General features: G+C 65.7%; 2 protein-coding genes. Both read right to left on the reverse strand.

The features are described 5' to 3' along the window. Positions 1 to 217: 217 nt before the first annotated feature. Positions 218 to 11,635, reverse strand: coding sequence for a non-ribosomal peptide synthetase (locus tag HX875_RS32310; RefSeq protein WP_177048987.1), 11,418 nt, complete (start codon positions 11,633 to 11,635; stop codon positions 218 to 220). Then, positions 11,632 to 24,555 (reverse strand): non-ribosomal peptide synthetase, encoded by a 12,924-nt coding sequence (locus tag HX875_RS32315; protein WP_177048988.1) that lies wholly within the window; start codon positions 24,553 to 24,555, stop codon positions 11,632 to 11,634. The genes HX875_RS32310 and HX875_RS32315 overlap by 4 nt, the downstream gene beginning before the upstream one ends. Positions 24,556 to 24,935: the final 380 nt, after the last annotated feature.

A 24,935-nucleotide genomic window follows, 5' to 3' on the forward strand; every position in this document is an offset into this window, starting at 1 on the left:
GATGCCGATTTAGCCGCGCCGGGCCATGGATGGCCCGTCGCGGCGGCCCGCGGAGACGGGTCTGATTGCGGGCATGCCGAGCCTAAGCGAGGCACCGAGTGGTGGGGCAAAGACCTTTTGGTTACTTTTGGGGCGTTTGCCAAAAGTGACCCGCTGTAAGAGCGGAACCCTAAGTGGCCGTTACCGCAGAAACGGATATGTACTCCATCAAAACCCCTCACAAAACCCGCTCCCCAGCCAAAACCCCATCCCGCCACCAAGCCGCCAAACTCAACACATTCGGCGCCTTGAGCAACGAAAAATGATTCCCCGGCCCATACCAAACCTCCAACGACCCGGCGCACCGGCGCCACCCGTCAACCATCACCCCCTGCTCCCGCCGATTCCCCGCCGCATCCAGGGTCGGGTCCTCCGCCAACACCAGCCGCACCACCCCCTCATACCTTTGAGCCGGCCGATAAACCGTACGCAACGCCGACGCATACGTCCGCGCCGGCCCATCCATCGCATCCACCGAAGACCGCACAGGCAACAACCCAACCCCCACCATCCCCGCATGCAACAACCGCCGCTGCTCCACTTCATCCCGCCCGGCAAAATCCACCGCATCAACACCCAGCGACTTACCCGACGCAATCTGCATCGACTCCACCAACCGCAACAACGCCGCCGTCGTGGTATACGGCCTGCCCACCACCCCATTCCCCCCGGGCGCCTCGCTGTCAATCAACGTCAACGAAGCCACCTCACGCCCCTGGGCCTGCAACCGCGCGGCCATCTCAAACACCACCCAGCCACCAAACGAATGCCCCACCAGATGCACCGGCCCCGAAGGACATTCCAACTCCAGCGCCTGCAAATAACAGCGCGCCGCCGCCTCGACCTGACTGTGAGGCACCACCTCCCCATCCAGCCCGCGCGGCTGCAAGCCAAAGATCGGCCAGTCCCGGCCCAACGCCTCGGTCAACCCCACAAACCCGGTCACGCTGTCCCCCGCACCCGGCACACAAAAGATCGGTGCCTGCCCGGCGCGGCCACTCTGAATCCGCAACAACGGCTGATGCTCCGCCACACGCGGCGCCTCACTCAGCGCCAGGGCTTCACCCAACGCCTGCCCCAGCGCCTGGATATGCGGCGCCTGCATCATGCTCTGGTGATCCCCCGGCACTTCAATGCGGCGCAATTGCCCTGCGGCCAGCGCCTTGTCCCAGCCCAAATCCAGACTGCGCCGCGACAGTTCCGTCGGCCGCTCGGCAGCGCTGAACAGGTGCACCGCCAGCGGCATCGGGAACAGGCTGTAATGCGCCAACGCATGCCCGTGCCCGACTTCCCGCTCGATAAAACTCAAGAGATCCGCGTCCGTTGCCGCCGCCATCTGCGCGTACAACAAATGCCGATCGCGGCAGCGTTGCAGCAAGCCAGCAAAGTCCAGCTGTCCAATCTGCGCGTCCAGTTGCTCCAGGCTCGCCAACTCATCCACACCTCCCTGTGCCTTCCAATACGCCGTGCACTGCAACAGCAAATGCCGCTTGAGGGCATCCGGACCGGCCCAACGCGCCTTGCCCTGGTCGGTCATGCGCGGCACGTAGCTGTCGATCAGCCCGAGGAACGCCACCGGCTCGTCCAGCCCCTGCAGTTGCATCGCCACTTCATAGGCCAGCACCCCGCCAAACGACCAACCCGCCAGGCGATACGGCCCATGGGGCTGCACCGACCGAATAATCCTCACCAGCCGCGCCGCGAGGCCTTCCATGGTTTGCAATTGCGGCTCACCGAGGGGCGCGCCGGGCAAGCCATAGATCGGGTAGTCACCCGGCAGATGCCGGCCCAGCGCCGGAAAGTAAACGTCCATGCCGCTGAACTCATGCACCAGGAACAACGGCGGCTGGCTGCCGCTGGCGCGCACGGTGATCAGCGAGCGGTTGTCCTCCCGCGCAGTGCGCTGGCCGAGCATCGCAGCCACCGAAGCCACGCTGGCGTGCTGGAACAGCTCCGCCAGCGATACCCCGAGCCCCGCCTCTTCCATCAGGTTGACCAGCCGGATCGCCAGCAACGAATGCCCGCCCAGTTCAAAGAAACTGTCATGCCGGCCGACCTGTTCCAACCTCAACACCTCGGCCCAGAGTCGCGCCAGAGTCTGCTCCAGTTCATTCGCCGGGGCCTCGAACACGCGGCTCACCAACGCTTCCATCGCCGGCACCGGCAAGGCCTTGCGGTCGACTTTGCCGTTGGCGGTCAGGGGCATTTTTTCCAGCGGCACATAGGCCGACGGCACCATGTAGTCCGGCAGGTGCTGCAGCAGATGGCTGCGCAACACCTCGATGGCCAGCGGCTCGCCGGTGTAGTACGCCACCAGGCGTTTGTCCCCCGGCACATCCTCCCGCGCCAGCACCACCACATCCTTGATCCCGGCACAGGTCGCCAGGCGCGCTTCGATCTCGCCCAACTCGATGCGGAAACCACGGATCTTCACCTGGTCGTCATTGCGCCCGATGCACTCCAGCAGCCCGTCCGCCGACCAGCGTCCCAGGTCCCCGGTGCGGTACAGCAAACCCTCGCCAAACGGGTTATCGACAAACTTTTCGGCCGTCAGCTCAGGCCGGTTCAAATACCCCTTGGCCACGCCGTGCCCGCCAATGCAGATTTCCCCGACCACACCCAGCGGCACCGGCTGCAACTGCGCATCCAGCACATGGATCTGCGTGTTGGAAATCGGCTTGCCGACCGGCACGCTTTCGGCGTCGGCGGCGATGGCCTGCACTTCATACGTGGTGGCGTAGGTGGTGGTTTCCGTCGGGCCGTAGCAATGCACCAGGCGCAGCGCCGGTGCCTGGGCCAGCAGGCTGCGGAACGCCGCCGGGTCCGCCCGCTCGCCGCCGCACAACAGGATGCGCAGCCCGGCCAACGCGTCGGGAATCAGCTGCACGTACTGGTTGAACAGCGCGGTGGTGACGAACAGGATCGTCGCCCCGCCGCCCTTCAATGCCCGGCCAAAAGCCCCCGGGTCGAGCAAGGTGGCATGGTCGATCACCCGCACCTGGCCGCCGTTGAGCAAGGGGCCCCACACGTCCATGGTGCTCGCGTCGAACGCCGGGTTGGAGGCAAATGCCACGCGGTCATGGGCGTTGAAATCGGCGTAGCCGTTATTGATCACCAGCCGCGTGATGCCCCGGTGCGGCACGAGCACGCCTTTGGGGGTGCCGGTGGAGCCGGAGGTGTACATGATGTACGCCACCCGCTCCGAGGACTGGGACAGGTCGGGGTTATGGCTCGGTTGCGGGTCCAGCGCCAGGGTGTCGAGGTCGATCCGGCGGGCCGGGTAATCGATGGATTCGCTGCTGTGGGTCAACAGCCACACCGCGCCGCTGTCCTGCACCATGAAGGCCTGGCGTTCGGCCGGGGCGTTGATGTCCAGCGGCACGTAGGCGGCGGCGCATTTGAGGATCGCCAGCTGGCTGAGCAGCAGGTCAATCGAGCGTGGCAGCAGGATCGCTACGTGGTCGCCGGGCTGCACGCCCAGAGTGCGCAGGTGGTGAGCCAACTGGTTGGCGCGGGTATTCAGCGCGCCGTAACTCAGGGTGTGTTCGCCATGCACCACGGCGACGGCGCTCGGACGCGCCTGGGCCTGGGCTTCGAACAAGCGCTGCACGGTATGTTCGTGAGGGAATTCACGTTGGGTGGCGTTGAACTCCACCCGCAGTTTTTCACGCTCTGCCACCGGCAGAATCGACAGTTGGCTGATGGCGCTCCCGGCATTCTGTTCCAGGGCCTGCACCAGCTGTTCGAGGGCAATATGCAGGTACTCGCAGAGGCGTGGCGCGCCCTGCCCCATCACGTCGAAGCTGAACCCGTCCCCCAGGTCATCGACACTCAGGGACAACGCAAAGTTGGTGCGTTCCTCGGCCTTGAGCACCTGCATGCCCTGCCAGGCCTCGGCCACTGCGCCGGCGTGCGGCGCACTGTGACGGTAGTTGAACAGCACGCTGAACAGCGGCGTATTGGCCGCCAGCCCGCTGCAACGCTGGGCCAGGGCCAGAGGCGCATGCTCGTGGCTGAGCAGTCGGGTCAGGCTGGCGTGGGTCGCCATCAGCGCCGCGTGCACCGTGCGCTGCCCCAGGTCGACCCGCAGCGGCAAGGTGTTGATGAACACGCCCAACGCACGCTCGGCCCCTTCACCGCCTTGCAGCCGGCCCAGCAACACAGTGCCGAACACCACCTGCTCGCGGCCGCAGACCTTGCCCAATACCTGCGCCCAGGCCAGGTGCATCAGGCTCGCCGCACTCACCCCAAGATGACGTGCCAGGCTGCGCAGGCGCCCGTTCAACAGCGGGTCGACGCTCAGGCGCGCCTGTTGCGCCTCACCCGGTGCATTCAGGGCTGGCGTCGGCTCATCGACCTCACCGAGCATCTCGCGGAAGAACGCTTCGTGCTCTTCCTCGCGCATTCCCAGCCGCGTCTGGGCCACATAGTTGCGATACGGCACCGCCGCGCCCAACTGTTCGCGCCGGCCCAGCAGGCAGGCCTGCATCTCGTGCTGCAGCACTTCCAGCGCCACGTGGTCCATCACCAGGTGATGGAACAGCAACAATGCAACCACTCGCTGGTTGGCCGGGTCATCGGCGTACACCAGGCGCATCAGCGGCGCCTGCGACAGGTCCAGGCGATGCTGATCAAAGCGCGCCTGCAATTGCTCCAGCACATCCCCCGTCAACTCAATCGCCTCAACCTGCAACGAGGCCTGGCGCCACACCACTTGCACCGGTTCTTCCAGCCCGTCCCAGTGCATCGACGAACGCAGGATGTCATGCCGCTCAATCACCGCCTGCAAGGCCTGGGCAAACGCTTGAAGGCGCTCCACACCAGCGAAGGCGAACTGCGCCTGCAACAGGTACGCATCACCCTGCTGCACCGCGCGATGGTGATACAGGATCCCGGCCTGCAACGGCGCCAGAGGGTAGATGTCCTGCACATTGGCCGCGCCGCCGGGAATGGTCGCGACAAGACGGTCGATGGCAGGTTGTGCCAGGGTCACCAGCGTGAGCATGTCCGGGGTGATGCGCGTGCAATCGGCAGCAATGCCATTGACCGGCACCGCCACTTCGCGGCCACCACCCACCGCCGCAGCCAACGCCGCCAGGGTCGGCTGGCCAAACAACACCTTCACATCCGCCGACAGCCCGGCCCGGCGCATGCGGCCGATCAGGCTGGCGGCCAGCAGCGAGTGGCCGCCAAGTTCGAAGAAGTTGTCATGCCGCCCCACCCGCTCCACTTTGAGCAAGTCCGCCCACAGGCCGGCCAGGGTGACTTCGATATCGCCCACTGGCGCGACATATTCCCGGGCGATCACCGACGCAAGGACCGGCGCCGGCAGGGCCTTGCGGTCGAGCTTGCCGTTGGGGCTCAGGGGCAAGGCGTCCAGGTGCATGAAGGTCGTCGGCACCATGTAGTCCGGCAGGTGTTCCAGCAGATGGCTGCGCAGAGCGTCGATCTCGGCCGGCACGCCGGTGTAGTAAGCCACCAGCCGTGAATCCCGGGCGATAACCGCGGCTTCGCTGAGCTGCGGGAACTGGAGCAGTCGCGCCTGGATCTCCCCCAGTTCAATGCGCAGGCCACGGATTTTTACCTGGTCGTCGTTGCGGCCCAGGTACTCGATAGTGCCGTCGGGCAAGTAACGCCCGACGTCGCCCGTGCGGTACATCCGGCCGGTGCTGAACGGGTCCTTGAGGAAGCGTTCGGCCGTCAGTTCAGGGCGGTGCAAGTAACCCCGGGCGACTTGCACGCCACCGATAAACAGCTCGCCCACCACCCCCAATGGCACCGGCTGCAACTGCGCGTCCAGCAGGTACATGCGGGTGTTGGCGATCGGCTTGCCGATCGGTGTGTTGTCCGGGGTGACGGGCCCGGCGCAATCCCACGCCGTCACGTCCACCGCTGCCTCGGTGGGGCCATAGAGGTTGTACAAGCCGATGCCGGGAAGCTGTTGTTTGAAGCGGCGCACCAGGCTGCCGGGCAAGGCTTCGCCGCTGCACATCACCCGCACCAGCCCGGCGCCCTGGCTGACATCACCGTGGGCCAGGAACACGTCGAGCATCGACGGCACAAAGTGCAAGGTGGTGATCTGCTCCGCCTCGATCACCTCGCACAGGTAAACCGGGTCCTTGTGCCCGCCAGGACGCGCCATCACCAAGCGGGCGCCGGTGAACAGCGGCCAGAAAAACTCCCACACCGACACGTCAAAGCTGAACGGGGTTTTCTGCAAGACCGTGTCCTGGGCGGTGAGGCCGTACTCGTCCTGCATCCACAGCAGGCGGTTGACCACGCCCGCGTGTTCGTTGATCACGCCCTTCGGTTGGCCGGTGGAGCCGGAGGTGTAGATCACGTAGGCCTGATGCTGCGCGGTCAATCCATCGACCTGCGGATTGGACGTCGGCAGGTGCTGCCAGGTGTTCTGGTCCAGATCCACCACCGACACCTTTACCTCGCCCAGTAACGCACGGGTTTCGCCCTGTACCAGCACCGCCGCCGGCGCGCTGTCCTTGAGCATGTAGGCGATGCGCTCCAGCGGATACGCCGGGTCCAGCGGCACATAACCACCGCCCGCCTTGAGGATCGCGAAAAGCCCGACAACCATCTCCAGGCCACGCTCGACGCAGATCGCCACCCGCGAATCCGGCTGTACGCCCAGCTGCCGCAGGTGATGGGCCAACTGATTGGCCCGCTGGTTCAGTTCGCGATAGCTCAGGCACTGTGTGCCCGCCTTCACCGCCACTGCATCGGGCGCACGCTCAACCTGGGCTTCGAACATACCGTGGAGTGTCTGGTCGAGGTTGTAATCGACTGCGGTGTCGTTGAAGTCGAACAGCAGGTGCTCGCGCTCCTGGCCGTCCAGCAAATCAGCGTGCTCCAGCACCGCCTGATCATTAACGACCATGGCTTGCAGCACGCGGGTGAAGTAGCCGACATAACGCTGCATCGTCGACTCATCGAACAACGCAATCGCGTACTCCAGGGTGCCGCGAATTTCGCCCCGGGCCTCGCCGAGGTTCAGGGACAGGTCGAACTTGGCAAAGTGACTGTCCTCCACAATCCCTTCAAGGCTCAAGTCCCCAAGGGCCAGCACCGGCGCGTCGCTGTCCTGCCAGGTCAGCATCGTCTGGAACAGCGGGCTGTGGGCCAGGCTGCGCAGCGGCCGAGTGATTTCCACCACCTGTTCAAACGGCAGGTCCTGATGGGCCTGGGCGTCCAGAGTCAGCTCCTTGACCCGCGCCAGCAGCGCCTCGGCGCTCAGCTCACCCGAGGTATCAATGCGCACCGCCAGGGTGTTGACGAACAACCCGATCAAGCCTTCCACCTCGGCCCGCTGGCGGTTGGCGACCGGCGAGCCGATCACCACTTCCTCCTGCCCGGCCAACCGCGCCAGCAACGAAGCCCACGCGGTCATCATCACCATGTACAGGGTGGTGCCATGGCGTTGGCTCAAGGCTTTTAGCCCGGCAGTCAGGCGCTCATCCAGGCGCACCTCGACGCTGCTGCCGGCGTAGTCCTGCTGGGCCGGGCGCGGACGGTCGGTGGGCAGCATCAGCAAGGCCGGCGCGCCCGCCAGGGTTTGCTGCCAATAGCTGCTCTGGCGATGCAGCACGTCGCCGCTGAGCCATAGGCGCTGCCAGACGGCGAAGTCGCTGTACTGGATCGGCAATGGCGGCAGTGGGTCAGCCTCTGCGCGACTGAAGGCCTGATACAGCGCCATCAACTCGCGGGTCAGCACGCCCATGGACCAGCCATCGGACACGATGTGGTGAAGGGTCAGCAGCAATACGTGATGATCGTCGGCCATGATCACCAGGCGCCCACGCAGCAGCGGGCCGCGTTGCAGGTCAAAGGGTGCCGAGGCTTCGCCCTGGATCAGCGCGTCCAGCACCTGCTGTGCTTCGGGGTGGCGACGCAGGTCCTGCACTTGCAGGGGTATCACCTCTTCAGGGGGCACGATCAGCACGTGGGCGTCGTCATCCTGCTGTGCGAAACGGCTGCGCAAGGTTTCATGCCGCGCCACGATCCGCGCCAGGGCCCGTTGCAGCGCCTCGACGTGCAACTGTCCGCGCAGGCGCAGGCCGATCGGAATGTTGTAGGCCGTGTTGGCCCCTTCCATCAGCGCCAGGAACCACAGGCGTTGCTGGGCAAACGACAGCGGCAAATCTGCGTCCCGTGCCGCCGGCAGGATATCCGGCAACGTGCTGCGTCCCGCCTGGGCCAGCACTTGCGCCACCGCCGCCAGTTCGGCATTGGCGAACAGCTCACCCAGCGCCAGGTCGACCCCCAGTTGCTGGCGCACCTGAGACACCATGCGCATCGCCAGCAACGAATGCCCGCCCAGCTCGAAGAAATGATCCTGGCGCCCAACGCGCTCCACGTGCAGCACCTCGGCCCAGATCTGCGCGAGCACGCTTTCAATATCGCCGTGGGGCGCCTCGTATTCGCGGGTGAATACCGCGGCCAGGTCCGGTTTTGGCAGGGCCTTGCGGTCCAGCTTGCCGTTGGCGGTCAGGGGCAACGCATCCAGTTTTACGTAGGCCACCGGCACCATGTAATCCGGCAGATGCGCCACCAGATGCGCACGAATCTCGCCCACTTCAAGGGCATCGAACTGCGGGTTTTCGGTGAAGTAGGCTACCAACCGTGGCTGGCCCGGCTGGTCTTCACGGGCCAGCACCACCACTTCCTGGAGACTCGGAAGCTGGTTGAGGCGGGTTTCGATTTCCCCCAGTTCGATACGCACGCCACGGATTTTTACCTGGTCGTCGTTGCGCCCCAGGTACTCGATATTCCCGTCCGGCAACCAGCGCGCCAGGTCGCCGGTGCGGTACATACGGCCCGGGTTGAACGGGTCATCCAGGAAGCGTTCGGCGGTCATTTCCGGGCGGTTGAGATACCCCCGCGCCACGCCCTTGCCACCCACATACAGTTCACCGGCAACGCCCAATGGCACCGGGCGTTGCTGTTCGTCCAGCAGGTAAACCGTGGCATTGGCGATGGGTTTGCCGATGTGCAGCGGCTGCCCGGGTTCGATCCGGCCGGAGGTGGCGACCACTGTGGCTTCGGTGGGCCCGTAGTTGTTGATCACCTCGAAACGCTGGGCCCGGGTGAACTGGCGCAGGCGGTCGCCGCCAATCAGCAGGGTGCGCAGGGTCGGGTGTTCGATATTCTGGCTGAACGCATATTCGGCCACGGGCGTGGGCAGGAAACACACGTCCAGCGGTTGCGCGCGCCACCAGTCCAGCAGCGCGTCGATGTCTTCCGCGCCGTCGTGGGCCGGCGGCAGGTGCAAGGTCGCGCCCACGCAAAGGGCCGGCCAGACTTCCCAGGCCATCGCGTCAAAGCCGAACCCGGCAACGCTGGCGGTATGCCGGCCGGCGCACAGGTCAAATGCGCGGCAATGCCAGTCCACCAGGTTGGCCACGGTGTGGTGCTCCACCATTACGCCCTTGGGCAGGCCGGTGGAGCCGGAGGTGTAGATCACGTAGGCCAGGTTGGACGGTGTGACGGCGACGTGCGGGTTGCTGGCCGAATGGTGATGCCAGGTAAAACGGTCGAGGTTGATCACCGGCACGTCGAGCGCGGGCAGGCGTTCCAGCAGCGCGTGCTGGGTCAGGACTGCAACCGGGGCGCTGTCGCTGAGCAGGTAGCTCAGGCGCTCGGCGGGGTGCGACGGGTCTACCGGTACATAGCAGGCGCCGGACTTGAGGATTGCCAGCAACCCGGCCAGGGTGTCCAGCCCGCGCCGGGCCACGATGGCCACGCGGTCGTCGGGTTTTACCCCCAGCGCCAGCAGGTGGTGGGCCAGCAGGTTGGCTTGCTGATTCAATTCGGCGTAGGTCAGTTGGCGGCCTTGATACACCGCCGCCACCGCGTCCGGGGTCAGCCGGGTTTGCGCTTCGATACGCCCGTGCAGGGTGGTGCCTTGGGGGAAGTCGGCGGCTGTGGCGTTGAACTGCTCCAGGAGGTGGCGCTGCTCCGCCTCGGGCAGCACCGACAAATGATTCAAGGGTGTTTCGGGTGCCTGTTCCAGCGCCTGCACCAGGTTTTCCAGGGCAGTTTGCAGATAGCTGCACACCCGCTGCGGATCCACCTGGGCGCTGGCCAACAGGCTCAGGCTGAAGTCCTCGCCCAGGTCGTCGACGCTCAGGGTCAACGGGTAGTTGGTGCGTTCCTCGGAACGCAACGCCTGGATACCCTGCCAGGCCGATGCCGCCTCGGCACTCGCGCTGCCGGCGCTGTGGCGGTAGTTGAGCAGCGCGCTGAACAGCGGCGTCGGCGCCACCACGCCGCTGCACCGTTGGGCCAGAGCCAGCGGCGCATGTTCGTGGCGCAGCAAGGTGGTGAGCCGGGCATGGGTGGCCTTGACCCCGGCGCGTACGTCTTCGGCGCCCACATCCACCCGGAACGGCAAGGTGTTGATAAAGATCCCCAACGCACGGTCGGTGTCGTGGCTGCCCTGCATGCGGCCCATCAGCACCGTGCCGAACACCACCTGTTGCTTGCCCGCCAGCACGCCCAGCACCTGGGCCCAGCCCATATGGAACAGGCTCGCGGCACTCACGCCCAACTGTCGGGCCTGGGCGCGCAGACGCCGGCTCAGTTGCGGGGCCAGCGCCAGGCTGATTTCTTCGATGTTGTCGCCGTCACCCTGCACATCCTGCAAGCCGTAGGGCAAGGTGGGTTCGCTGATGTCGCCGAGCATCTGGCGGAAGAAACCTTCGTGTTCCTGCTCGCTGATGCCCAGCCGCGCCTGGGCGACATAGTTGCGAAACGGCACGGCCTGGCCCAACAGCTCGGCCTTGCCCAGCAGGCAGGCCTGCATCTCGTGGCACACCACTTCCAAAGCGCTGTGGTCCAGGGCCATGTGGTGGAACAACAGCATCGCCACCACGCGCTGGCCGACTTCATCCCGGGCGCGCACCAGCCGCAGCAGCGGTGCCTGGGTCACGTCCATGCGGTAATGACGGCCATCGAACAGCCGGTGCAACTGGGCCGCGATATCACCGTCGGCCGGGTCCAGCTCAATCGCCTGCACCGGCAGGCGCGCCGTGCGCCAGACCACTTGCGACGGTTCTTCCAGGCCTTCCCACACCACCCCGGTACGCAGGATGTCGTGGCGGTCGATCACCTGTTGCAGGGCCCGGGCAAACCCCTCGAAGCGCTCGAGGCTGTCGAAGGCAAACAGCGACTGCATGATGTACGGGTCGCCGTGTTCGGCACTCACATGGTGGTAGAGGATGCCTTCCTGCAACGGCGCCAGCGGGTAGATGTCCTGCACATTGGCGACGCCACCGTCGACGGTCTCGAGGATGCGGTCGATGGACGCCTGGCTGAGGTTCGACAGGGTCAGCATCTGCGGGGTGATGAAGGTAGCGCCCGGCGCAATGCCATTGGCTGGCACCTGCACCTCACCCGCCTTGGTCGCCGAGTAATCCCCGGCCTTGATCAGCTCGATCAGCGCCGGCTTGTGTTCGCGCAGCGAGGCCACCAATGCCGCGTCGCTCAGGGCCTGTTTGTTGCCTTGCACCGACAGCTGATCGCCCTTGAGCGCCAGTTGCACGTCCTTGGCCTTGAGTGTCGCCAACAGTTCGATGATGCTCACAGGACGATCTCCATTCGTTCGGTAATTGCGGCGTAGCCGGCCAGGGTCGGTTGTTCGAACAGGCCCCGCACATCGGCTTCCATGCCTTCCTGACGCAAGCGTCCAATCAAACTGACGGCCAGCAACGAGTGCCCGCCCAGTTCAAAAAAGTTGTCGTGTCGCCCTACCCGCTCCACCTTCAGCAGCTCGGCCCACAGCCGCGCCAGGGTGATTTCGGTGTCACCCACCGGGGCTTCGTACTCGCGCACGATCAGCGACTCCACACCCGGCGCCGGCAGGGCCTTGCGGTCCAGCTTGCCGTTGGGGCTCAGGGGCCAGGCGTGCAGGTGCACGAACACGGCGGGCACCATGTAGTCCGGCAAGCGCGCCAGCAGGTGCGCCCGCAGCTGTTCGATATCAGCCTGCACGCCGGTGTAGTACGCCACCAGCCGCTCATCCCGGGCCAACACCGCCGCTTCCTTGATCTGCGGGTACTCGGTCAGGCGCGCCTGGATTTCCCCCAGCTCGATACGCAGGCCACGGATTTTCACCTGGTCGTCGTTGCGGCCCAGGTACTCGATATTGCCGTCGGGCAGGTAGCGCCCGACGTCACCGGTGCGGTACATCCGGCCGGCATGGAACGGGTCGTTGAGGAAGCGCTCGGCGGTCAGTTCAGGACGATGCAGGTAGCCGCGAGCGACTTGCACGCCGGCGATAAACAGCTCGCCCACCACCCCCAGCGGCACCGGCTGCAACCGCGCGTCCAGCAGGTACATGCGAGTGTTGGCAATCGGCTTGCCGATGGGGGTGTTGTCCGGCACCACGGGCCTGGCGCAGTTCCAGGCGGTCACGTCCACCGCCGCTTCCGTCGGGCCGTAAAGGTTGTACAGGCCGATACCGGGCAACTGCTGCTTGAAGCGCCGCACCAGGCTGCCGGGCAAGGCTTCACCGCTGCACATTACCCGCAGCAGCCCGGCGCTCTGGCTGACATCGCCATGGGCCAGGAATACATCGAGCATCGACGGCACGAAGTGCAAGGTGGTGATCTGTTGCGCCTCGATCACTTCGCACAGGTAAGCCGGATCCTTGTGCCCGCCGGGGCGCGCCATGACCAACCGTGCCCCGGTGAACAGCGGCCAGAAGAACTCCCACACCGACACGTCGAAGCTGAACGGGGTTTTCTGCAGGACCGCGTCAGTGGCGTTCAGGCCGTAGGCGTCCTGCATCCACAGCAGGCGGTTGACCACACCGGCGTGCTCGTTGATCACGCCCTTGGGCTGGCCGGTGGAGCCGGAGGTGTAGATCACATAAGCCTGGTGCTGCGGGGTCAGTCCTTCGACCTGTGGGTTAGCCGCTGGCAGGTGCTGCCAGGCGTTCCGGTCCAGATCCACCACCGGCACCGTCACATTGCCCAACAGCGAACGGGTTTCGCCCTGTACCAGCACCGCTGCCGGCGCGCTGTCTTGCAGCATGTAGGCCAGGCGCTCCAGCGGGTAGGCCGGGTCCAGCGGCACATAACCGCCGCCGGCCTTGAGGATCGCGAACAGGCCGATGACCATCTCCAGGCCGCGCTCGACGCAGATCGCCACCCGCGAATCCGGCTGCACACCCAGCCCGCGCAGGTGATGGGCCAACTGGTTGGCCCGCTGGTTCAGCTCGGCGTAGGTCAGGCGTTGCTCGCCCGCCTTCACCGCCAGCGCATCGGGGGTGCGCTCGACCTGGGCTTCGAACATGCCGTGCAGGGTCTGCGCCAGGTCGTAGTCCACCTCGGTGGCGTTGAAGTCGAACAGCAGTTGCTTGCGCTCTGCATCCCCCAGGATCGGCAGGCGATCAAGAGCCTGGTGCGGCGCGTGCTCCAGGGCATCCACCAGTTGGGTCAACGCCGTCTGCATATAACCGCAGACCCGCTGTGCGCCCACCTGCGCCAGGGTCAGCGCGGTGAAGTCATAACCGTCCCCCAGGTCATCGACGTTCAGGGTCAACGGGTAGTTGGTGCGCCCGTCGTTGGTCAGGGTCTGCATGCCTTCCCAGGCGTGTTGCGCGTCCTGTGACCGGGTGGCGCCGCCACGGTGACGGTAGTTGAGCATCGAGCTGAACAGCGGCAACGGCGCCGCCACCCCGCTGCAACGCTGGGCCAGGGCCAGGGACGCATGCTCATGCCCCAGCAGCGCGGTGAGCCGGGCGTGGGTGCCGCGCACGCTGTCGCGCACGTTTTGCCCGTCGATATCCAGGCGCAATGGCAGGGTATTGATGAACACGCCGAGGGCACGATCCGCCCCCTCGCCGCCCTGCATCCGGCCCACCAGCACGGTGCCAAACACCACGTTCGGCTTGCCCGACGTCACCGCCAATACCTGGCCCCACGCCAGGTGAAACAGGCTCGCGGTGCTCACCCCCAGCAGGCGCGCCTGGGCCCGCAGGCGCCGGCTGACGGCGGCGTCCAGGTGGTGGGTGAATTCTTCGATATCCCGACCATCGCCCTGCACATCCTGCAAGCCGAAGGGCAGCGTCGGCTCATAAATATCGCCGAGCATCTCGCGGAAGAAGCGTTCGTGCTCCTGCTCGCTGACACCCAGCCGCGCCTGGGCCACGTAGTTGCGATACGGCATCGGCGCGGCCTGCGGTGCGGTTTGGCCCAGCAGGTAACCCTGCATTTCCCGCAGCACCACGTCGAACGCGGTGTGGTCCAGCACGATATGGTGATACAGCAGCACCGCCACCACGCGCTGATTGGCCGGGTCATTGGCGTACATCAGGCGGATCAGCGGGGCCTGGGCGATGTCCAGGCGGTAGCGTCGGGCGTCGAAGCGCTGATGCAGGCCGGCCAGTACGTCACCCTCCAGGTGCAACGCTTCGACCTGCAATTGCGCCTTGCGCCACACCACCTGCACCGGCTGCGCCAGGCCTTCCCAGACTACGCCGGTGCGCAGGATGTCGTGGCGATTGATCACCTGTTGCAAGGCCTGGGCGAAACTCTCCAGGCGCGCCTGGGTATCGAACGCCAGGTGCGATTGCAGCAGGTACGGGTCGCCCTGCTCCGCCGTGATGTAGTGGTAAAGAATCCCTTCCTGCAACGGCGCCAGCGGGTAGATGTCCTGCACATTGGCCGCGCCACCGGGCACGCTGGCGACGACCTGGTCGAGGGTTGGCTGATCCAACTCCACCAGCGACAGCATCGACGGCGTGATGCGCTGGCAATCGGCAGGGATGCGGTTGACCGGCACCACCACTTCCCGGCCACTGCCCACCGCCGCTGCCAGTGCAGCCAATGTCGGCTGGCTGAACAACACCCGCACATCGGCGCTGAGGCCGACCTGGCGCATGCGCTCGATCAAACTCACCGCCAGCAATGAATGGCCCCCCAGTTCAAAGAAGTGGTCATGGCGGCCCACTTGTTCTACCTGCAACACCTCGGCCCAGATCCGCGCCAGGGTGGTTTCGACTTCTCCACGCGGTGCTTCGTATTCGCGGCTGAGCATGGCGGCCTGGTCCGGCGCCGGCAGGGCCTTGCGGTCGAGCTTGCCGTTGGCAGTCAGGGGCCAGCTGTCGAGTTTCACGTAGGCCACCGGCACCATGGCCTCGGGTAGTTGGCTGTGCAGTTCGGCGCGCAGGGTCTCGATATCCAGCGCAGCGTGTTCGGTGAACCAGGCCACCAATCGACCGTCGCGCACCAGCACCACGGCCTCCTGGATGCCATCGACGGCGGCCAGGCGGGTTTCGATTTCCCCCAGTTCGATGCGCACGCCACGGACTTTTACCTGGTCGTCATTACGGCCCAGGTACTCGATATTGCCGTCCGGCAGCCAGCGCGCCAGGTCGCCGGTGCGGTACATGCGGCCCGGGTTGAACGGGTCATCCAGGAAGCGTTCGGCGGTCATCTCGGGACGGTTCAAATACCCGCGGGCCACGCCGCTGCCGCCCACATACAGTTCGCCTGCCACGCCCACCGGCACCGGGCGCTGCTGCGCGTCGAGCAGGTACACGGTGGCATTGGCCATCGGCTTGCCGATATGCAGTGGCCGGCCGGCGCGCACGCGCCCGGAGGTGGCAACCACCGTGGCTTCGGTGGGGCCGTAGTTGTTGATCACGGCAAAACGTCGCTCGTGAGTGAACTGGCGCAGGCGATCACCGCCGATCAACAAGGTGCGCAGGCTTGGGTGTTCCAGGTCCTGGCTGAAGGCGTACTCGGCCACAGGCGTGGGCAGGAAGCTCACGTCCAGCGGCTGGGCCAGCCACCAGCCCAGCAGTTCATCGATGTTTTCATTGCCCACCTGGGCCGGTGGCAGGTGCAAGGTCGCGCCCACGCACAACGCCGGCCAGACTTCCCAGGCCATCGCATCAAAGCCGAACCCGGCCACGCTGCTGGTGTGGCTGCGGGCTTGCAGGTCAAAGGCTTCGCAGTGCCAGTGCACCAGGTTTTCCACGGTGCGGTGTTCCACCATCACCCCTTTGGGCTGGCCGGTGGAACCGGAGGTGTAGATCACGTAGGCAAGGTTAGCCGGGGTCAGCCCGGCGACCTGGGGATTGGTCGCGTCGGGGTAAGCGCCATGCAGGTCGACGATGGCCACATCACCCAGCACGGCACGGGTGCTTTCTTCGGCGAGTACCGCGACCGGGGCGCTGTCTTGCAGCAGGTAGGCGATGCGCTCGGCCGGGTACGCCGGGTCCACGGGCACATAGGCGGCGCCCGCCTTGAGAATCGCCAGCAGGCCCGCCAGCATCTGTGGGCCACGTCGGCAGCAGATCGCCACGCGGTCGTCGGGCTGCACGCCCAAGGCCAGCAGGTGATGGGCCAACTGATTGGCGCGGTGGTTGAGTGCCTGGTAGGTCAGCGGCTGGCCGTCCTGAATCACGGCAATCCCTTCGGGCTGGCGCTCGGCCTGGGCTTCGAAGGCGCTGTGCAGGGTTTGCCCTTGCGGGTAGTCGCGGCCGGTGGTGTTGAAAGTGCGCAGCAGTTTTTCGCGTTCTGGAGCGGGCAGGATCGGTAGCTGGTTCAGCGGCGTTTCCGGTGTTTGCTCAAGGGCGTCCAACAGTTGCGCCAGGGCGCTGTGCATGTAGTCGCACAGGCGCTGGGCACCGATGGATTCCAGGGCCAGCACCGTCAGGCCGAAGCCTGCTCCCAGGTCGTCCACGCTCAAGGTCAGCGGGTAGTTGCTGCGCTCTTCGCCACCCAGCAACTGCACACCTTCCCAGATGCCATGCCCGTCGCGGGCCATTTCGCCCGGGGTGCTGTGGCGGTAGTTGAGCAAGGCGCTGAACAACGGCGTCGACGTCGGCACGCCGCTGCAACGCTGGGCCAGTGCCAGGGACGCATGCTCATGGCCAAGCAGCGCGCTGAGCCGGGCGTGAGTCGCCTTGACCCCGGCGCGTACCGCGCTGGTGCCCACGTCGACCCGCAACGGCAAGGTGTTGATGAACATGCCGAGCGCCCGGTCGGCGCCCTCACCCGCTTGCATGCGGCCCATCAACACAGTGCCGAACACCACGTCCTGACGGCCCGACACCAGCCCGAGTACCTGGGCCCACGCCAGGTGCATCAGGCTCGCAGCGCTGACGCCCAGTTGCCGGGCATGCTCGCGAATCCGCAGCGCCAATGCCGCGTCCACCGGCAATTCGGCCTCTTCGATATCCCGGCCATCGCCCTGCACATCCTGCACGCCAAAGGGCAGCGTAGGCTCGTCGACATCGGCGAGCATCTCACGGAAGAACTGCTCGTGCTCCTGGGCGCTCACGCCCAGGCGGGCCTGGGCCACGTAGGTGCGAAACGGTGCCGCAACCGGCAACTCTTGCGCCTGATTGAACAGAAACGCACGCATCTCCTGGCCCACCACCTCCATGGCGGTGTGGTCCAGCGCCAGGTGATGGAACAGCAGGATCGCGGCGACGCGCTGGTTGGCCGGGTCTTGCGCATAGACCATGCGCAGCAGCGGCGCCTGGGTGATGTCCAGCCGGTAGTGACGGGCATCGAAGCGCGCGTGCAGTTGCTCGATCACGTCGCCATCGGCCGGGTCCAGGGCAACGTTCTGCACCACCAGCTCCGCATGCCGCCAGACCACTTGCACCGGGCTGTCCAGGCCTTCCCACACCACACTGGTGCGCAGGATATCGTGGCGCGCCACGACCTTTTGCAGCGCGCCCATAAAGGCCTGCAAACGCTCGACGCTGTCAAACGCCATGCGCGATTGCAGCAGGTACGGGTCGCCCTGCTCGGCACTGATATGGTGGTAAAGAATGCCTTCCTGCAATGGCGCCAGCGGGTAGATATCCTGCACATTGGCCGCGCCGCCCGGCACCGTGGCCACAATGCGCTCGATGGCCGGCTGGTCGAGCGTGACCAGGGTCAGCATCGACGGCGTGATGCGCTCGCAGCCCGGCGCAATGCCGTTGGCCGGCACCACGATTTCCCGGCCACTGCCCACCGCCGCCGCCAGTGCCGCCAGGCTTGGCTGGTTGAACAGCACCCGCACATCGGCGCTCAGGCCGGCCTGGCGCATGCGCTCGATCAGGCTTACCGCCAGCAGGGAATGACCGCCGAGTTCGAAGAAGTGATCAAACCGCCCGACCCGCTCGACCTTCAATACGTCCTGCCAGATCTGCGCCAGCAGCGTTTCCACCTCGCCCTCGGGCGCCTCGAAACCACGGCTGAGCAGCGACGCCTGGTCCGGTGCCGGCAAGCCCTTGCGGTCCAGCTTGCCGTTGGCGGTCAGCGGCAACAGCTCCAGCCAGACATAGGCCGACGGCACCATGTAGTCCGGCAGGCGGCTTTGCAGATGTGCCCGCAACGCTTCAATGCTCAGCGGCGCCTGGGCGGTGTAGTAAGCCACCAGGCGTTTGTCGCCGGGCTCGTCTTCACGGGCCAGCACCACGGTGTCTCTCACGCCGGCATAGCTGGCCAGGCAACTTTCGATTTCACCGGGTTCGATCCGGAAACCACGGATTTTCAGCTGATGGTCATTGCGGCCCTGGTACAGCAAGGTACCGTCCGCCTGCCAACTCGCCAGGTCGCCGGTGCGGTACAGCAGGCCATCGCCGAACGGGTCGACGATAAATTTTTCGGCGGTCAGTTGCGGCTGGTTCAGGTAACCCTTGGCCACACCCGCACCACCGATATACAGCTCGCCGACCACGCCCAGCGGCACCGGCTGCTGCCGCGCATCCAATACGTAGGCACGGCTGTTGCCGATAGGCCGGCCAATCGGAATACCGCCCTCGCCCAGCGCCTTGATCTCGAAGGTGGTGGAAAACGTGGTGGCTTCGGTGGGGCCATAACCGTTCAGCAGATGTTGCGGCGCGCCGTGCTCCAGCACCCGGCCGATCACCTGCGGGTCGAGCACATCGCCGCCGACGATCAGGTAGCGCAACTGGCGAAACATCGGCATCAACCCGTCGGCATACTGATGGAACAGCCCGGCGGTCATCCACAACACGCTGACGGATTGCTCCTGCAACAGCGCGGCGAACGCGGCCTGGGACAGCAGCGTGGCGTGCTCGACCACCACCACGCAGCCGCCATTGAGCAGCGGCGCCCACACATCCAGGGTGCTCGCGTCGAACGCCGGGTTCGAGGCGAAGGCCACCCGGTCACGGTGATTGAAGTCGGCGTAGCCGTTGTTGATCACCAACCGGGTCACGGCGCGGTGTGGCACCTGCACGCCCTTCGGGGCGCCGGTGGAGCCCGAGGTGTACATGATGTATGCCACGCTTTCGGCGGACTGGGGCAGGTTCGGGTTGTGGGTCGGCTGTTGGTCCAGGTTCAGCCCATGGAGGTCATTCAGCACCTGCGTGGCGTGGCTGTCCTGCACCATGAACCCCTGGCGCTCGTCCGGCGCGTTGACGTCCAGCGGCACGTAGACCGCCGCGCACTTGAGGATTGCCAGCTGGCTGACCAGCAGATCGATGGAGCGCGGCAGCGCGATGACCACGCTGTCGCTGGGTTTGACCCCTTGATCGATCAAGTAATGAGCCAGGCGATTGGCCCGCAGGTTGAGCTCGCGGTAACTCAGCGAGGCATCGCCATGCACCACCGCCACCGCTTCCGGACTGACCAGGGCCTGGGCTTCGAACAGCCCGTGAACGGTGCTCGCCGCCGGGTAGTCGCGGGCGGTGGCGTTAAAGTCCACCAGCAACTGCTGCCGCTCGACGGCGGGCAGGATCGACACGTGATGCAGCGCGGTAGTCGGTGCCTGTTGCAGCGCCGTCACCAGGTTGCGCAAGGCGCTGAGCATGTAGGCGCCGACGCGCTGCACATCCACTTCGGCCACGCCTTGCACGGTCAGGGCAAAGTCACTGCCGAGGTCATCGACGTTCAGCACCAGCGGGTAGTTGCTGCGCTCCTCGGAGCTGAGGATTTCGATCCCGGCGTCGGCAAACGGACTGGCGCCCGGCGCTTCACCCGGGGCGCTGTGGCGGTAGTTGAGCAAGGTACTGAACAGCGGCAGCGCACCGGACACGCCGCTGCAACGCTGGGCCAGGGACAGCGATGCATGTTCATGCCCGAGCAACTGCGCCAGCCGCGCATGGGTGGCGCGCACGCCGGCCTGCACGCCGACGGCGCCGACGCTGACCCGCAGCGGCAAGGTGTTGATGAACATCCCCAGGGCCCGGTCGGCGCCCTCGCCGCCTTGCATGCGGCCCAGCAATACCGTGCCGAATACCACGTCGTCCTGGCCCGACACCTGGCCGAGTACTTGCGCCCATGCCAGATGCACCAGGCTGGCGGCGCTCACCCCCAACTGCCGCGCCTGCTCCCGCAGGCCCAGGCTGAGGGCCGGGTCCAGCGGCACGTGCGCTTCCCGCACGCCGCTGCCGTCGCGATTCACGTCGTGCAAGCCGAAGGCCAGGGTCGGCTCGTCGATGTCGCCGAGCATCTCGCTGAAGAACGCTTCATGCTGCGCGGCGCTCACACCAAGGCGTGCCTGGGCCACGTAGTTGCGGTACTGCACGGCGTCGGGCAGCAACCCGGTCTCGCCCGCAAGGCTGGCGCTCATTTCTTCCACCAGCACCTGCAGCGCGGTGTGGTCCAGCAGGATGTGGTGCAACAGCAGGATGCCGACATGGCGGCCCTGATCCTCGGCGTAGGCAAAACGCATCAGCGAGGCACGGGACAGGTCGAGGCGATAGTGGCGTGGGTCAAAGCGCGCTTGCAGTTGCGCCAGCACATCGCTGGCAGGGTCGACTTCAATCTGCTCCACCACCAGCAGCGCCTGGCGCCAGACCACCTGCACCGGCTCGTCCAGGCCTTCCCAGACCATGCCGGTGCGCAGGATGTCATTGCGCTCGATCACGCTTTGCAGCGCACGGATAAACGCCTCGACCGGCTCATGGCCGCTGAAGCTGAACTGCACCTGCAACACGTAGGGATCGCCTTCGGTGGTCGCCAGGTGATGGTAGAGAATGCCGGCCTGTAACGGCGCCAGGCCGTAGATGTCCTGCACGTTGGCAATACCGCCGGGAACGCTGGCGACGATATGGTCGATGGCCGGTTGGTCCAGTTCCACCAGCGGCAGCATGTCCGGTGTGATGCGTTGGGTCGCTGCGCTGATCAGGTTGGGCGGGACCTGCACCTCATGTTGCCCGCCCACCGCCGCGGCCAGCGCGGCCAATGTCGGCTGGCCGAACAGCACCCGCACATCGGCGCTCAGTTCCAGCTGGCGCATGCGCTCGATCAGCTTGACCGCCAACAGGGAATGGCCGCCCAGCTCGAAGAAGTTGTCCTGGCGCCCGACCCGCTCGACCTTCAGCAGGTCTTGCCAGAGATCGGCGATCGCGGTTTCAACCGCGCCTTTTGGCGCTTCATAGCCACGGCGGGCCAGGGCCTCGGTGTCGGGTGCCGGCAAGGCCTTGCGGTCGAGCTTGCCGTTGGTGGTGAGCGGGAACCTGTCCAGCAGCACAAAGGCGCTGGGCACCATGTACTCGGCCAGGGACAGCAGCAGATGATCACGCAGCTCGGCAGCCGTGGGCGCCTGGCCCTGCCGGGCGATCACGTAGGCCACCAGGCGCTTGTCGCCTGGCTCGTCTTCGCGGGCAATCACCACGGCTTCGCGCACACCTTCGCAGGTGGCCAGGCGCGCTTCGATTTCCCCCAGTTCGATCCGGAAACCGCGGATCTTTACCTGGTCGTCGTTGCGCCCCAGGTATTCGACGCTGCCGTCGGCCAGCAAGCGCCCGAGGTCACCGGTCTTGTACAGGCGCTGGCCGGTCGCCGGGTCCGTCAGAAAGCGTTCGGCGGTCAGCTCATCGCGGTTGAGATACCCCCGCGCCACGCCGGCCCCGCCGACGTACAACTCCCCCACCACACCCATCGGCACCGGTTCGCGGCGGGCGTCCAGCACATACAGCTGCAGGTCGGGAATGCGCACGCCAATCGGACTGACGCCCACCCGCTGTGCGTCCGCCGCCGCCAACGCACGGTAGGTCACGTGCACGGTGGTTTCAGTGATGCCGTACATGTTGACCAGGCGGGTACCGGCGTTGGTCACCCGGGCGTACCACGGCTTGAGAATCCCGGGCTCCAGGGCTTCGCCGCCGAAGATCACCTGGCGCAGGGAATGCAGCTGCTGGCTGCGGCCCTGTGCCGCGATCAACTGGCGGAACGCGCTCGGCGTCTGGTTGAGGATGCTCACACCGGCTTCGCACAGCAGCGCATAGCACTCGTCCGGCGAGCGGCTGACCAGTTGCGGCACCACCAGCAACTGCCCGCCGTGCATCAGCGCGCCCCAGATTTCCCACACGGAGAAGTCGAAGGCAAACGAGTGGAACAGCGCCCAGGTGTCACTGGCGTTGAACCTGAACCAGTGCTCGGTGGCGCTGAACAGCCGTGCGACGTTGCGGTGCTCGATCATCACGCCCTTGGGCAGCCCGGTGGAACCGGAGGTGTAGATCACATAAGCAAGGCTCGACGGGCTGAGCGCAACGTTGGGATTAACGATGGGCTCGTGCTGCAGGCGGTTGAGGTCAATCGAGGTGACGTCGCCCACCAGGTGCCGCGTGTTGTCCTGCACCAGCACCGCCTGCGGCGCGCTGTCTTGCAGGGTGTAGGCGATGCGCTCCTGCGGGTAGGCCGGATCGATCGGCACATAACCCGCGCCAGCCTTGAGAATACCCAGCAGGCCAATGATCATTTCCAGGCCGCGCTCCACACAGATCGCCACCCGGTCATCGGGGCGAATGCCCTGCTTGAGCAGGCAATGGGCGACCTGGTTGGCGCGTTCATTCAGCTCGCGGTAGCTCAGGCGCTCATGCTCGAACCGTAGCGCGACGGCATCGGGATGGCTGGCGGCATGGGCTTCGACTTGCTGGTGGATCAGGGCCGAATCGGCGTAGTGCCCGGTATCGGCATTCAGGCCATGCAGCAGGTGCTGGCGCTCGGCGGCGGGCAGGATGCCCAGGTTGTGCAGCGGCGTCTCCGGCGTTTGCTCCAGCGCCAGCACCAGGTTTTCCAGGGCGGTGTGCAGGTACTCGGCGATGCGCGCGGCGCCGATGGAAGCGTCCACCATCACGGTAAAGGCAAAGCCCTCGCCCAGGTCATCGACGTTGACGGTCAGCGGGTAATTGGTGCGCTCTTCGGCGCCCAGCACCTGGATGCCTTCGGCAATGTCGATCACCGCCTGGGTGTCCGAGGCATCGCTGTGGCGGTAGTTGAGGATCGCGCTGAACAATGGCGTGGGTGCAGCCACACCGCTGCAACGCTGGGCCAGGGCCAGAGAAGCGTGTTCGTGGTTGAGCAATTCCGTCAGGCGCTTGTGGGTGGTTTGCACCCCGTCGCGCACACTTTGCGCGCCCACATCGACCCGCAGTGGCAGGGTATTGATGAACATGCCCAGGGCCTGGTCGGAGCCTTCGCCTGCGCCCATACGCCCGAGCATTACGCTGCCAAATACCACGGCTTCGCGAGCGGAGACCTTGCCCAGCACCTGGGCCAGTGCCAGGTGCATCACGCTGGCGGGGCTGACGCCCAACGGCCGGACTTGGGCCCTGAGGCGACGGCTCAGGTCGCTGTCGACGGCGATGCGGGTTTCATCGATGCCATGGCCGTCGCCCTGCACATCCTGGAGGCCGAACGGCAAGGTGGGTTCGTCGATATCGGCGAGCATCTCGCGGAAAAACGCTTCGTGTGCCTGCTCGCTGACGCCGTGGCGAACCTGGGCGATGTAGTTGCGAAACGGCACCGGTGCACCGGCCTGTTCGGTCTGGCCGGCGAGGTGCAGCTGGATCTCGCGGCGCACCACGTCGAGGGCCGTGTGGTCGAGGATGGTGTGGTGGAACAGCAGCATGGCGACCACCCGCTGGTTGCGCGGGTCTTCGGCGAACACCAGGCGCAGCAATGGTGCCTGGCCGAGGTCCATGCGGTAGTTGCGGGCATCGTAGCGGGCTTGCAGCCGGGTCAGTACGTCGCCGTCGAGACGAGCTTCTTCGCAGGCCAGCACGGCTTTGCGCCAGACCACTTGCAGGGGTTCGTCGAGGCGTTCCCAGACCATGGAGGTGCGCAGGATATCGTGACGATCGATGACCCATTGCAGGGCCTGGGCGAAGGATTCCAGACGGGCGCGGCTGTCGAACACGAACTGCGCGTGGAGCACGTAGGGGTCGCCCTGGTGCGCTGACAAGTGATGGTAGAGCATGCCTTCCTGGAGCGGGGCCAGGGGGTAGATATCCTGCACATTCGCCGCGCCGCCGGGGATGCTGGCGACGATGCGGTCGATGGCGGGTTGGTCGAGGTTGACCAGGGGCAGCATGGCCGGGGTGATGCGGTAGGCCGGGCTGAGCCAGTCGCCGCCGTGTTGGGCGACGAGGTCGAGCAGTTGGGGTTTGTGGGCGATCAGTTGGTCCCATAGGGCGTCATCCAGCGCGTCGTCGTCACCCAGGATGATCAGGTCGCCTTCTTCCATTTGCAGGCGGATCGGGTGGGTGGAAAGAGCTGCCAATAATTTGCTGAACTGCATGGGGGTAACCTGCTTTTTTGAGTCGGATACGGTTGAGGAGAAAGTCCGTTTTCAGCTGTCGCGTAAGTGCCTGGGAGGCCCGGTTTAAAGCGCGGGCGCGGTCGTGGGCCGGGAGGCGTCCCGCAGGGTTGGGAAATTAGAGGATTCGGGGGGGCGGGGGTGACATGGGAAGCGGGGACAAACGGGTTGGCGGGGGGGACTTTCGTATTTATTGGAGGGGCTTGGATGGGGGGTATATCCGTTATTTGGGTGATGTCTGATATTGGTTCCGCTCTTACAGCGGCTCACTTTTGAACAGCGCAAAAGTAAGCAAAACGCTCTTGCCCCACCACTCGGCACCTCGCTAATGCTCGGTGTGCCCTCTCTCCGGTATTACTCCG

Source organism: Pseudomonas yamanorum (assembly GCF_013386765.1).
GTDB lineage: Bacteria > Pseudomonadota > Gammaproteobacteria > Pseudomonadales > Pseudomonadaceae > Aquipseudomonas > Aquipseudomonas yamanorum_A.